The organism is Micromonospora sp. CA-259024, assembly GCF_050936255.1.
Classification (GTDB): domain Bacteria; phylum Actinomycetota; class Actinomycetes; order Mycobacteriales; family Micromonosporaceae; genus Micromonospora.
Map to the genome: position 1 here is coordinate 2,948,368 of NZ_JBNJND010000001.1, position 13,158 is coordinate 2,961,525.

Below are 13,158 nucleotides of genomic sequence, written 5' to 3' on the forward strand. Positions count from 1 at the left end.
CGACAGGACTGAGCCGATTCGGCCACCACCGCACACGCTCGAACAGCGGGCAACCCTGGCGCTGGCGGGTCGGGCGGAAACTTGGCCGCCGGGCTCAGTGGACGGTCCTACCGATAGTCGGCGAAAATCCGACGTTCCACGCCATCAACGGTGATGGCTCCGCCGTGGGGAAGGATCATTGCGGTCGGGTGTGGCCGAAGGGGATGCCGACGCAGACGGCTGCCTCCGGGTTGTAGCGGGCCACGACGTCGACGACCGCATCGCGCTGCTGCTTGCGTAGCCGTGCCCGATCCGCGGCAACGGGCCGGCGGGTGTGGTCGGAGACCGGCGGACGGCGAGCAGGACCGCGTCGACGGCGCTGAGAATGTGGCGTTCACCGATTGAGCGGACGATGAAGCTGACATCGCGCGCGGGGAGGAGTTCGGGTGCCAACCCGGTGCCAACTCGCCCGGAACGGTGCCCTCACCGTGGACGGGACAGCCGCCGTCACGCTGCTCCGATGCCGCCGGAGGTAAGGAGCCTCGACGGTGACGGGTACCTGAGCCAGATGCGCCAGTACGTCGGCGCCGGCAAGGGGACGCACGTCGTCGACGAGCGGGACCCGGCCAGGAACGCCATGCTCAACGTCGGCGCAGGCAAGGGCGACTACCTGATGTTTTCCGAGGGCACGGACAACGACGGCGACGGTCGCTACGACGAGGACGGTGTCGCCGGCCTGGACCTGCACCGCAACTACCCGTACAACTGGCACGTCATGCCGGAGGACGACGCCACCGACCGGAACCTCATCTGCGCAACAAGCCCATCACGGGCAAGTCGTACACGACTTCCGTGGACGCAACCCATGGCCCGGTACATAACAGTTATGTGAATCGATATGGGCGGTCGCTCAAACCGCTTCTGGTGGACAGGTTTTGCCCTCTTGACGAGGGACTTCGATCGCAGTCTAATTTGGTGACCATATAGGGAGGCCTACTCGTGGGAGCGTTCCAGTTCGCCGTTCTGACGTGGCAGGGGTTCCTTCTGATCGCGGCTGCCCCCGCAAAGGTGCGCGCACCGCGTCGGTTCGCAATGGCCGTTGCCGGTTACCGGCTTGCGCCGTCTGCATTGCCACTCGCGTGGAGCGTTCCCGGCGTCGAAGTCGCCCTCGGCACCGGCCTCATCAGCAGTTGGCACCCGACGTTCATGCTTCGGCTCGCGCCGCAGTCGGGATCACGATCAAAGCCGTCGCCATCCGCCGCCTGGTAGCGGCGGAACGGCACATTATTTGTCTCGACCAGCGCGTGTAGACAATGGCGCTGGGACGCAGCAGGCCGCCCTCGTCGGTTAGAGATATCGACCCATCGGAAGGAGTCGGGGATGAGCATGAGGTTCGTGAATCGGCGGCAGTTTCTGCGTCGGCTGGGAGGTGTCCTTGCTGCCGGAGGAGGCATCGCGTTGTTTCCGGCCGGGTTCGCCTCGGCATCGTCCAAGACCGGTCCGGCATCGACCCCTGGTCATACGGGCGGCGGGCCGGCGTACCCGGGAGACCCCGGTTTTGTCGCCACGAGGCCAGGGGAACTAGATGCCGCTAAAGCCAGTTGGGAAACGCCGGAATATGGTTATTATACCGGCCATAATCCTTCTAACCCTGGCACAGCGGTCGATTCACCATGGCAGCTCGTCGCGGTAAACGCGTCCACCGCCTACGCCCTAGGGTACCGCGGGCAGGGCGTCGCGCTGGGCATGATGGATTCGGGCTACAGGGCTACACACGAAGCATTTCAGACCGGGCTGATCGTTCCGGTGAGAGCGGAGGGTGTCTACGGCACGTCCGGCTTCGGGTACCGAAACGCAGCAACCCCGGCGAACCCGTTTACTGCGGGCCAGCCGTTCACTGTGGCCGGTGATCAGGCGAGAACAAGTGACTTCGGGCACGGGACCGGCATGCTTGGGGTTACCTCCGGCATCCGCGATGTCAAAGACCAGCACGGCATCGCCTTTGGATCGACGATGTATGTCGCCATGACCGGCGGCTCCGATACCCAGTCCCACGGCCCCTTCCACGATTACGTGTACTGGCGTACCGCCAACAAGGCCCTGGTCGACGCGGGCGCCCAGGTCATCAACAGCAGTTGGGGCTCTTACGTCCAGACTATTGACAGGACCCGCTTTGACGGTCTAGGAAACGACCTTGGAGTCAATGGCAACCTCGCCAACGCTTACCAGCTGCGTGGCAAAGACAGCGCCAGCGCCACGGCGATGGCGACCATTATCCCCAACGAGTACCTGAAGGATCTGGAGTATCAGTATTTCCTCTTCAAGAAGAGCTATTCGGAAGGCGGCATTCAATACAATCCGAGCTACCCCGGACGCTCCTTCATGGATGCCATCTGGGACGCTATCAAGGACAGCGGGGCCGTCAACGTAAGGTCGGCCGGCAACAACGACTGGAGCAACCCGTATTTTCGCCCGGCGTATCCCTTCTTCAATCCCTTGACGGAAAAGCAGTGGGTATCCGTCGGCGGGGTGCAACCGCCCACTGCGACCAGTCCCGAATACACAAAGCAGTTCGGGTACAACGAGGCGGGGCTCGCCAAATGGTGGACCGTGTCTACCCCTTCAAACAGTGTTCGGACCACGAACAGCGGTGGTGACACTAACTATTCAAACTCAAACGGCACGTCACCGGCAACGCCCGTTGCGACAGCGGTGATGGGGGTTCTGCTCTCCCGCTATCCGAACATGGACGCCAAGCAGGTTCGTGAGCTGATGTTCACCACGGCGGACAACAAGATGTCCGACGGCGTGAGATTCCTCGGCACCGGGCAAACCTCCCCCTCCGGGGCATCCATCGCCTGGACCGCTCCCGACGGTCTTCCGGACCAACGCTGGGGCTGGGGGATTCCCGATCTGGCCAAGGGCATGTATGGCCCCGGCCAGCTCCTGAGCCCCATGACCTACAACATGGATAAAGCGCCCCTGGACGTCTGGTCGAACGACATCAGCCAGATCGCGATCAAGGAAAGAGAAAGGGAAGATCTGGAGTGGCTGGCGGGCTACAAGAAGCAAGGCATTGCCTACGCCGGTGAATTCAGCCCCAACGTGCTGAACCCGGACGGCACGCTTAACGAACAGGCCTTCATGCTTCAGGGCATTTTGGCTGATCCTTACATCCAAGCTATCACTAACGGCCATCCTGAGTTGTACGACAAGATCACCTATGAAGACGCCGTCAAGTGGCGCAAGGAATGGATGGACGAGCGCGCAGCCTACATTCAGAACAACATCGACAACAACCTCTACACGGCTTCTCTGACCAAGCAAGGCCCCGGGACGCTGATCATGACGGGCGACGACACCTACGAGGGCGGCACGACGGTTCAAGGCGGTAAGCTTTCGATCACCGGCTCGCACGCAAGCTCGATCGACGTCAAGGGCGGCACGCTCGGCGGCAGCGGTTTCGTGGCAGGCAGCATCGACGTCGACAGCGGTGTTCTGCAGCCCGGTCTGTCGTCCGGGGAAGCGGCGTCCGCGGCGTCCATCACCCTTACCGACGTCGCACCCGGCAACGTCCTGAACGTCGGCGGCGACGTGACCGTCAGCCGAACGGGTCGCCTCGCCATCACCATCTCCGGCGACCACGACTACACGAGCGTGCGGGCCGCGGGTGACCTGGTGCTGGACGGCGAACTCGCCCTGGACATTCGCGCGCCCCTCACTCCGGGCACGGTACTGACGATCATGAGCGGGGACTCGATCAAGGGCAACTTCCGTTCCCTGCCGGAACGGCGGGTCCTGAACGCGGGCCACCACATGTTCAGGGTGTCCTACCAGGACGGCGATGTGACGCTGACCGCCGTGCGGACGCTGCCCGGGGCACGGTCCGGCGGCGTCTAGCCGCACGTGGCCTGGCCAGCCAGGCTCAGGTTCGCCTGAGCCTGGCTAGCCAGGCCTTCGCCCAACGTGGCCGCGTTGACGAAGCTGCCACCATTGCGCAAGCGCAAGGGCAGCTCGTGGACGAGCGAACAGGCAGGGATGTTTTTCGGTCCTCCCGCGACGGCGAAGACTACGTCTACGTCTGTCCTACTCCAATACTCGGTCGCGGCTCGTGAGCTGCGGTTTCGAGCGTCGGGCTGTGTCTCACGGTGCTTACGTCGCCCGGTGTTCGACGTCCTAGCCCTCATGATCGGGTTCATGGCCGTGCGACTGATCTACCAGCTCCTCATCCAAGTCTTCTCGTGGCTGGCCTTGCTGGCGCAGTCGTCGGCGTCAGAGGGTCTGCTGCACCGATAGGTGACATCTGAGATGGCTTGCCGTGGTGGCGGGCTGGAAGGATGTTGCTGTTGTCCAAGCCTTACCCTCGTGAGTGCCGTGATTACGTCGTGCGGGTGGCTCGTGACCGTGATCCGGAAGATCGCCCAGGGCAAGCAACACACACAGGCCCTGCTCTGCCTTGCACGACGCCGGGCCGACGTCGTGTTCGCCATGCTCCGCGATGGAACCTTCTACGAACCGCGAACAGCCATGGTCACCTGACCGACGGCTCCGCCCTCACAACGACGCAGTCCGCCTCAACGTCGAAGCCGAGCACCGGATGGCTCCCGTCGCCGCCCTCGGAATCCATCAGCACGGCTTTGCCCAGGCACCTTCCGATCGCCGTCAGGAAACCGCAGAACACATCGAGCCGCTCCTGCCCCTGGAGCTCCCGCAGATCGACATCGAAGTCGATCTCATTCGCCGCATAGAACCGGAAGATCGCCAGGACATCCGGCGACGGCCAGACCCGCAGTTCCGGGCACTCGGCGCCAGCCGGGCGGGACAACACGGCCGCCGCTGCGGGCAGCGGCAGCACCGCCGCACCTTCGGAGTACTAGAACGTCCAACCCTGAGCGACGACGAGATCGAGGACCGACTGCCAGTCCTCCAGCGAGGCGCCAGGCACGCAGACGTCCGGCAATGACCCCATCAACCCGGGGTCGAAGAAACCACCTGACGTCATCCCACAGCAGATCAGGCACCACGCCATCCTGCCCTCCCCACAGCCCGACGCCGACCCGATTCCTTGACGAAACCCATAGGGGCAACCCCCGGGGTCAACGTGCCACACTATCGCGGTCTCGATGCATCTTCCTCGTTCCAGATCGAGATGACGTGCCCCTCTCCGTACTCCTCGATAACGCGAGACTCCGCCTCGTCGAGGGAACTGGCAAGAATGCGCAGGCGAACGCCCGGCTTGTCTTCGATCCAGATCATGCCTACATATTCCCGCAGCGGCGGACCCTTGTCGATGTTCACGTTGCCTTCCATGCGGTCACATGAAGGGGGCAAAACAAACACCAGCGCGCAGCGTGTCAAGGGAGACAAAACATCGACGCGGCCATCCACGGATACGGGTACCAGTAGCGGGTGGTCGCCAGGATGCCGACCCCGGCCTCGATCATGTGAACCAGTACAACTTCGGGTCGGCTCGGACCCCAACCCATGATCGCCGATCGGGTGAACATGGCTCACGCTGACGCATCCCCAACAGTCTATTACTGACCCCTCTACCTGCACCGTGGGTCGCCGACTTCGAGCCCAGGCCGCGGCACAGCGGCGACGGTCTTCGGCTCTCGGGTGGTGGGACGACCGACGGCGTCGCCAGGGTCCCGCCACGCCCCGCGCCCCCGCCAATCGGAAACCCGGCGGCCAGATCATGGCATCAGGTCATCGCGTCCACGACCTCGGGCAGCCGGGCCGAACCGGCGAGCTGACAGCCGATCGACACCCTCGGCATGCTCCTGGCCGTGATTGTCACCGCGGCGTCGGTGCAGGACTCCACTGCCGGCCGCCACCTGCTCGACACCGCCGCCGCGGACCATCCGAGCGTGGTCAAGGCATGGGTCGACAGTGGCTACAACACCGCCGTAAGTGGGCATGGCGCCGGGCTCGGCATCGACGTCGAGCGGGTTCCCCGCCACCCAGGGAAGGGCTTCCACGTCCAGCCCGCCGGTGGGTCGTGGAACGGACCTTCGGCTGGCTGACGCAACACCGACGTCTCGTCCGCGACTACGAACCCCTTCCCCAACGCACCCGGGCGATGATCCATTGGGCCATGGCTAACACAATGAGCCGCTATCTCACCGGAGAATCCGCCCCAACCTGGCGAAACGAAAGCCCCTAATCGGACCGATCTGGCCAAGCGGGATCAGATGCCCCCTAAGGGGACTCCTGCCCATGTTGGTCGGTTACGAGTGGCGGGCACCCGACACTCAAGCGCGGGGTAGCTGACTGTGATCACAGCATCACCGCGTGCACGCTCCTCCCCGACATGTCCCCCGTCGAATGGAGGAACCCATGCGTCTTCGATCGTTCGTCACCGCGGCACTGGCCGCGGTCCTGGCCGCCAGCGCATTCGCGCCGGCGGCACCGGCCGCGGCGACCACCGCCGACCGCTGGGGGTTCGCGTATGTCAAGGACCCCACCGTGCCGGTTTGGACCGTGCTCGACACCAGCCGGCAGTGGGGTAGCTGGAAGACCGCCTTTCCGGCCGCCTGGGCCGACGGCGTCAAGCTCGCGCCCGGCCGGTTCCAGGTCCGTTTCCCGCAGGTGGGTGCCAGCTCACGAGGCGTGCCGCACGTGACCCCGGTGAACCGGACCGGGCACTACTGCGAGGTGGTCCGCTGGTTCCAGTCCGGCGCCGACGAGATCGTCGACGTGCAGTGCCACAAGCCCGGCGGCACACGCGAGGACACCCCGTTCACCGTGCTCTGGACGACCAGTTCGGGCGTGCTGCCGGCCGGCACCTCCCACGCGTACGTGCAGTGGGGCGGCGGCGCGGTGGCGCAGTCGTACAACTCCACTGGCGTGGTGAACACGGTTGGGCCGCTGGGCGTCGGGCAGTACCTGGTGCGGCTGCCGGGCGTGGGACTCGCCGGGCTGCTCGGCGGCAACGTGCAGGTCACCGCCGTGCAGCCGAACGCCGGTCCCCGCCGGTGCAAGGTCTACTCCTGGAACGCGGTCGGCAGCGACGTGCAGGTGTACGTCTTCTGCTACGACCAGTCCGGCGCGTTCACCAACACCGACTTCGCCCTCTCGTACCACCGCCGGCGGCCGGTGATCGGCTCCCTCGGCCCGCCGTCGTACTTCGGTTACCTGGGTACCGCCGTCGGCGGACCGACCAACGACAACTCGGTGCTCGGTATCGGCGCGAACACGGTGGCACCGCTGGCGCCCGCCGGCCGCTACCTGGCGACCTTCCCGCAGATCGGCATCAAGGAGACGCACGCCCAGGTGGTGGCGCAAGGCGCCGGCAGCAATTACTGCCACCTCACCCAACCCTGGACGTACACCACCAACGCCGACGTCGACGTGATCTGCTTCGACAACGCCGGCGCGGTCATCCCGCACCGCTTCCTGGCCACCTTCACCTCCCGGCTCTGACGCCGGCCGCGCCGGCGGTGGCCGTTCTCCGGTCGTCGCCGGCGCGGTAATGGCCCGGCACTCGTGGAAAATCCGACCGCGCCGCCGGCGCCACCTCATCAGTTTCCCAGCAGCGTCAAAATGCTCGACGACCACTTGCACCATCGCCACCCCACCGCCGCAGCTACCTCATGACTCATGAGTTGCCACGGCTTGCCGAGGGCGACACGACGAATGGCGTCGATCTCGCGCAGGTGGGCATCGTGCACGTACGGGACGAGAGCGGTCTCGCCGACGTGCAGGCAGGCGCGGTGCTCGACCAGACTGACTGCGGTCTTCGGGTAGCGCGGGTCGGTGCGCGTCGGTGGGCGGCCCCGTCCGACCAGACCCGCGCCACCGGTTGCACACCGGGCTCGTGGGCGAGGGCGTCGCCTTTGACCTGCATGATGTAGCCGATTGACCGCTCGTCCAAGGCGCTGCGGAACTGGCTGTTGTCGCCGTAGCCGGCGTCCGCGGCCAGCAACGGCGGGCGTAGCCCGTGCTCGGCCAGCCCCTCGAGCATCTCCACCACCATCGACCACTTCGGCCGATGATGCTCATCGGCCGGTATCCCGCACCGGGCCCGGCGAGCGGCTACCTCGGGACGGTCAGCCTCGTCAACGGCCTGGTCGTCCCACGACGTCGGCAAGAACCGCGGCCAATCCTGGGGGCACGACGCGGTGTCGGTGACCACGTGGACACTCACCCCGATCTGGCAGTTCGCCACCTTGCCCAACGTCCCCGAGTACTGCCTGGCCACATCCGGTGAGCCCTTGCCGTCTTTCGGGAAACCGGTGTCATCGACCACCCACGCCACCGGCCCGACTGCATCCACCGCCCGACGGGCCAGCCGCATCCGCACCGCCGTCGTGTCCCACGTCGAGGTCGTCACGAACTGCTGCAACCCCTGATGCCCCACCCCGAGCCGATCTGTCGATGCCATGTCTGGACGACGTCTTCACGAAGTGGAGATCTGCCGGACATTGTTCGCTCTGGCGCGGCGGTCCTGTTCGAGCAAGGTACATGCGCGGTCGAGGTCGCGGCGTTGCTCTACCTGTTCTATGCCTGGCCAGCGGGCCATAGGGCGGCGAGAGCACCAGGTCGGTGTTCCAGGCCACCACCTGATCAACCGAGCGGTTGATCAGGTGGCGGCCCGTCTACCAGGCGCGCAAGACCCACTGCTGGGCGGCGGTGTTGTTGCAGGTCCACTGCCACAGGGCGTTGCCCGCGATGGGGTCGCCCCAGGGGACGTCGACGCATTGCCCGGTCTGGAGGTTGCGCAGCGCGTAGCCATTCACGCCGGGTACCTGCGTGACGGACCAGAGCTGCCGGGCGACGCCCAGGCAGTCCCACAGTTGTAGCGTCTGACCGGCTGCCGGGTTGCCCCAGGGCAGGTCGAGGCACTTGGGGCCGTCTGCCGACCAGAGGGAGCTGACAAGCTGGTAGTAGACGACGCCGTCCCACCTTCCCTCGTAGACCATGGTCCATCTCTGGGCCGGGCCGCCGTCGCAGGGCCACTGCTTGATGGCCGTGCCGTTGGCGGTGCTGGCGTACGACACGTCGATACACAGGCTGCCGAAGGGGTGCTCGCTGGTGGCGGAACTCTGGGATCTGAATGAGTACTCGGTGGCGGCGCTGGCAGGCGAGGCGACCACCAGGCTGGCGGCTACGAGTCCGACGCACACCGCGAGCACCATGCACGTCCGGCTGAGGATGTTCATGACCGTTCCTTCCAATGGGAGTTAGAGATATCGATAAAGGGGTAGCCGGTCGGCGCCAGATACGTCCGCGTCAGACGCGGGCGAGGATCGGCTTCGCGATGGTGTGCGAGTGGAAGGCGCCGTCGTGGATATCGGCGGAAGCCGGGACTCGGCATGGCGGTGCAGTTCCGTGCGGGCAAGGGTGTTGATCGTCGCGATCTCGACGTGGACCGGAATCGGCACGCCTGCTGCGATGGCGTCAACGACGTACCCGCCCTCGCCGCCGCGCTGCGCACCCTGCAGCGCGCGATCGCCGCAGAACTGACCCCGGCACAGGCCGCGGCCGCCGCCGCGGGAGACCGGGCCCGGCGGGCGAAGCTGGTCTACCTGCGCCGCGCCGTCACCTACCGCAACCAGGTGTGGGAGGGCGACCACAAAAATTTGCCGGTCGTGGTCCTGTCGTCGTGCAGGTGGGCGAGTGCGCCGGGACGGCAACGACCGGGCACCGGGCTGGCGCAGGTGAGGCAAGCTTCGGAAGCGGGTTCCAGCATTGCTCGACTCAACTCCGGCGCGGGCCGTCGAAGCAGGTCGGGCGCTGACGTGCTGATCGGCGTTATCTTATCGACAGGGTTACAGGCGGCCGCTGGTGTAGAGGTAGTCCAGCAACCGGCCGTCCACCCGGTCCTGGAAGGTGTCGGCCAGCGCCTGTTTCGGTTGTTCGTACTCGTAACCGCAGCGCACCCAGCGTTCCGGGACGCTGGCCACGTCCAGGTACCCCTCGTCGATGCTGCCTACCTCAAGGCCGGGCTTTCCGGCCGACTGCCAGCAGCTGAAGAGTTGACCGTCGGCGTTGACCACGGCGCCGTACCGACCTCCGGGCACCGAGCAGATGTGGCAGGTGGTTCTCATGCTGGGTCGGACCATCCGGAAGCCCGCTTCCAATGCCGCGATGCTCCAGCTCGCGAACGCATCGCTCACATCGTCGATGTGCCGCATGGTGTTGCGGTACCCGAAGCCCGCGTCGCCCACCCAGGCGAACGTCACTGTGCACCGGTCGGGGCTCAGGCCGGCGGCCAGTTCCCCGATGAGGTCGGCGATCCGGTCGAAGTTGTGGTGCGACACGTTCACCCGCAGATTCCAGTTCAGCCCGGTGACCTCAGTCGCGCGGGCCACGTTGCGCAGGATGGTGTCGAAGGTGGGCGCTCCAGACCGCTTGACCCGGATCTGGTCATGGTCCGCCCGGCTGCCGTCGAACGTCACCTGCACACCATTGAGACCTGCCGCGTACAGCTCGCGGGCCAGCCTCGGGCTCAGCAGAACGCCGTTCGTGGTCATGGCGCACTGGTCGAGCCCGATCACGCGGGCTCGGTCCAGCAGGGTGAGGCAGCCCCGCGGGTTGAGCAGCGGCTCACCCCCGAATAGCAGCAGGTAAAGGCGATCCAGCTCGCACCGACGCATCCGGTCGCGGGCAAATGTGATGATGCGCTCGACGGTGCCAGTGTCCAGCCAGGCCCGCCGGATCCGCGGCGGCCGTGCGCCGCCTGTGTTGTCCAGCCCGGTGTTCTGGAAGCAGTAGCCACAGCCGAGGTTGCAGGTGGTCGTGGTGAGCACGGTCAGCGAGAACGAGGGCGGCCTACGCGGCTGGAACGCCCCAATGCGGCGAAGGAAGCCAGTGGTGGCGTCGTCCACCGTGCCGTCGGGCCCCACAGACTCGGGGCGCAGCAGGGTCCAGGTCTGGTTCCCGATGAACCACCAGCCGTGTTCGCTGCGGATCAGGCGCGGCGCGTCGATGTCGTCCAGGCGGGTGCCGATCATGGCCTTTCCTTCCATCCATGGTGCTCAGTGTCGGGTCAGCGGGGCCCGTAGGCCGGTCGCAGCGCCAACGGGCCCCGCGGTAATGCACCCGGCTAGGCGCTCGGGCCGGCGTTGTGCTGCAGCGTGGCGTTCTCCGGCGCGCCGATTTGGATCCCGCAGGCGGCGTCCGCGAGCTGTGCGGAGCTGCGGTTGGCGAGAACCCGGCTTACCTCCGGCGCCCCGATCTGGACTCCGCAGGCGGCGGCCTCTTCACCGGAGGCGTCCGGCCCGCGGTTGACGAGGATGTTCTCCAGCTCTTCAGCACCGATCTGAATACCGCACATCTGTCCTGCTCCCTTCTCCGGCCGGAACGACTTCCCGCCGGTCTTCTGGATACGTGGCGGCAGGGCCGGTAGCAGATACCGATCCGTCGGGTTTTCCCCCGACCGAGTGCCGCCGCACCGGTCAGCGGCGATGTCCGCTATGGAGGTCTGCGGACGTTCGGTGCAGGCGTTTCACCGTCTCGCAGGCCGCCCGGCTTTCGGACTTGTCCGCGTCGCGCGTGGGTGCCGTGCTTCCACAACGCTCCCAACGCCTGTTGCTGGGCGGTAGCTTCGTCGTGGAGCGGGGAGCGGCGGACTGCAACGCTTCGGAGAGCGAGAGACCACGTGTCGGCCTGACGCAAGCCACTCGCTATGAAACCGTTCTGAGGTGGGCAACTCGGCGGCGAGTGTGGGGTGGGTCGCAGCGCAGGGGAGGGCAGGTTCTTCGGCTGGCCGCCCCCGGCCGACGCGGTGCATGGTGGCCGGGCTGGTGGCGCGCAGGCCGCCGACGCTGGCGCGGATCTGCGAGTCTTCGCGCCCCATCCCGGTCTGCCTGGCCTGCACGGTACGCGTCCGACGCCTCGCGCCGCCGGTCTGCGCGGGCTGCTGTCCGGAGTTCTGGATCGCGTGCTGGCGCACGGCGCGGTCCCGTTCGTTGTCGCCGCCCCGTTGCGACGGCCGCGACGGTTACTGGCACCCACACCCCGACGACGACCCGCTCGGCATTTCGTCGGCGACTTCCTGCCACTGCTCGCCGGGCGGGGCCGCGGATCGACCGGGTCGCGGCGGCCTGCTGGTCGACGGGTGGGCGGACCGTTCGGCGTCGACCCGGCGTCCTCCGCATGCGCAGCGCGGCGCGACGACCGCGGCGCTGACGTTCACCGTCACCGTTTTGTCCGTGGCCGGTGGTGACCCGGCCGCCGGTGGGATCGCCCGCCAGCGCGCACGGTGCCGCCTCAGTTGTCCGGGCACAATCCGGTCCCCCGGATCGGCAAAGCGCTGTCCAGGTAGGCCGCCGCGATCCAGCCGGTGTCGCCGAGGACGGTCGTCCGGGCCCAAACGTCGTCGTCCTTGACGGCTTCCCCGGTGCGATAGCAGGTCACCCGGCCCAGCGTGCCGTCGGGCACCTTCCGCAGCACCTGGTCGCCCGTAGAGGGGCCGGCGCGCAGCGACACGTTGGGTCGGGCCTTCACCGCGACAAGCCGGCCGTCGCCGGGAACCAGGCCGTCCTGGAGTCCCCGGCAGGTGAACGCCGACGAGCCAATCCACATGATGGTGTAGTCCTCGCCGTCGCGTTGTTGGTGGCTGGTGTCGAAGCAGTACGCCGGGTTGTCCTGCTCCGGTCCGATGCCCTGAGTGGCCAGATCCAAGAGCGGGATCTGCTTGATCAGGAAGCAGGCGGTGGTGTCGGCGACCGCGCCGAGGCGGCCACGGAGGACCGCTACAACGCCGACCGCCCACGAGTCGCGCCGGCTCTGGTAGATCCGCACCGCCAGCCGGTCCGTCTCGTAGGCGCATTGGACGGCGTCGTTGACCTGCCCGAGCCGGTCAGCAAAGCGGCCGAGGTTGTCGAGGAACTGGTCGACCCGGGGCCGCTGCCCAGGCACGATCCGTTGGGTCACCTCGCTTACCAGGTCGACGTACGGCAGGCAGGGGTTTTCGATCGAGGTGTAGCTTTCCTCGTCCAGCTTCGGGAGCAGTCCGCCGCTCCGGGTGCCGGCCGCCGGACAGCCGCCTCCGGCGATCTTCGCGAGGCCGTTGGCCGTGCCGGGGCGGTTCTCGGCACCGCCGCTGGCCGCGCCGCCGTTCGTGCGGCACCCCGCCAGGAGACCGGCCGCCAGGGCGAGCACGGTGAGGCCGGCGGCGAGACCCGCCCGGCGTCGGAGCTTCCTCACATTGTGGTCAGTCATGCCTGGATG

The 13,158-nt window shown here is 66.7% G+C and carries 12 protein-coding genes and 2 pseudogenes; 6 read left to right on the plus strand and 8 right to left on the minus strand.

Annotated features, from left to right (window positions below):
• Positions 1-107 precede the first annotated feature (107 nt).
• Positions 108-420: pseudogene (locus tag ACQEUX_RS12770) on the minus strand (LD-carboxypeptidase); the annotation flags it as partial.
• A gap of 79 nt (positions 421-499) precedes the next feature.
• Between ACQEUX_RS12770 and ACQEUX_RS12775 the strand changes: the two are divergent.
• The 4 genes from ACQEUX_RS12775 to ACQEUX_RS12790 all read left to right on the plus strand — a co-directional run bounded on the left by ACQEUX_RS12775 (position 500) and on the right by ACQEUX_RS12790 (position 4,275).
• Positions 500-871 carry a hypothetical protein gene (locus ACQEUX_RS12775; protein WP_433046089.1) on the plus strand — a complete coding sequence of 124 codons (372 nt, stop codon included), beginning with the start codon at positions 500-502 and terminating at the stop codon, positions 869-871.
• Between the two features lie 107 nt (positions 872-978).
• Positions 979-1,248 carry a MauE/DoxX family redox-associated membrane protein gene (locus tag ACQEUX_RS12780; protein ID WP_433046092.1) on the plus strand — a complete coding sequence of 90 codons (270 nt, stop codon included), beginning with the start codon at positions 979-981 and terminating at the stop codon, positions 1,246-1,248.
• Between the two features lie 111 nt (positions 1,249-1,359).
• A complete protein-coding gene (locus ACQEUX_RS12785) occupies positions 1,360-3,879 on the plus strand; it encodes a S8 family serine peptidase (RefSeq protein ID WP_433046095.1) in 2,520 nt (839 codons plus the stop codon).
• Between the two features lie 264 nt (positions 3,880-4,143).
• Positions 4,144-4,275, plus strand: coding sequence for a hypothetical protein (locus ACQEUX_RS12790; protein ID WP_433046098.1), 132 nt, complete (start codon positions 4,144-4,146; stop codon positions 4,273-4,275).
• A gap of 235 nt (positions 4,276-4,510) precedes the next feature.
• On the opposite strand, the gene ACQEUX_RS12795 is transcribed toward ACQEUX_RS12790, so the two are convergent.
• Complete coding sequence (locus ACQEUX_RS12795; protein WP_433046101.1) at positions 4,511-4,834, minus strand: hypothetical protein; 324 nt, start codon at positions 4,832-4,834, stop codon at positions 4,511-4,513.
• A gap of 254 nt (positions 4,835-5,088) precedes the next feature.
• Positions 5,089-5,277 (minus strand): hypothetical protein, encoded by a 189-nt coding sequence (locus tag ACQEUX_RS12800; RefSeq protein ID WP_433046104.1) that lies wholly within the window; start codon positions 5,275-5,277, stop codon positions 5,089-5,091.
• Positions 5,278-5,860: 583 nt separating this feature from the next.
• Here ACQEUX_RS12800 and ACQEUX_RS12805 point away from each other — a divergent pair.
• Positions 5,861-6,145: a transposase gene (locus ACQEUX_RS12805; protein ID WP_433046107.1), complete on the plus strand. Its 285-nt coding sequence runs from the start codon at positions 5,861-5,863 to the stop codon at positions 6,143-6,145.
• Between the two features lie 173 nt (positions 6,146-6,318).
• Positions 6,319-7,404, plus strand: coding sequence for a hypothetical protein (locus tag ACQEUX_RS12810; RefSeq protein ID WP_433046110.1), 1,086 nt, complete (start codon positions 6,319-6,321; stop codon positions 7,402-7,404).
• 175 nt (positions 7,405-7,579) lie between these two features.
• On the opposite strand, the pseudogene ACQEUX_RS12815 reads toward ACQEUX_RS12810, so the two are convergent.
• The 5 genes and pseudogenes from ACQEUX_RS12815 to ACQEUX_RS12835 all read right to left on the minus strand — a co-directional run.
• Positions 7,580-8,353 (minus strand): annotated as a pseudogene (locus tag ACQEUX_RS12815) (IS701 family transposase); the annotation flags it as partial.
• A gap of 226 nt (positions 8,354-8,579) precedes the next feature.
• Complete coding sequence (locus ACQEUX_RS12820; RefSeq protein WP_433046113.1) at positions 8,580-9,143, minus strand: RICIN domain-containing protein; 564 nt, start codon at positions 9,141-9,143, stop codon at positions 8,580-8,582.
• A 609-nt stretch (positions 9,144-9,752) separates the two neighbouring features.
• Positions 9,753-10,937, minus strand: a complete 1,185-nt coding sequence (locus tag ACQEUX_RS12825; protein ID WP_433046116.1) for a radical SAM protein — start codon at positions 10,935-10,937, stop codon at positions 9,753-9,755.
• A 92-nt stretch (positions 10,938-11,029) separates the two neighbouring features.
• The gene (locus tag ACQEUX_RS12830) at positions 11,030-11,260 is read right to left on the minus strand and encodes a hypothetical protein (protein WP_433046119.1); all 231 of its coding nucleotides are present in this window, start codon (positions 11,258-11,260) and stop codon (positions 11,030-11,032) included.
• Between the two features lie 935 nt (positions 11,261-12,195).
• On the minus strand, positions 12,196-13,149 hold the full coding sequence (locus ACQEUX_RS12835) for an SH3 domain-containing protein (RefSeq protein ID WP_433046122.1): 954 nt from the start codon (positions 13,147-13,149) through the stop codon (positions 12,196-12,198).
• Positions 13,150-13,158 lie beyond the last annotated feature (9 nt).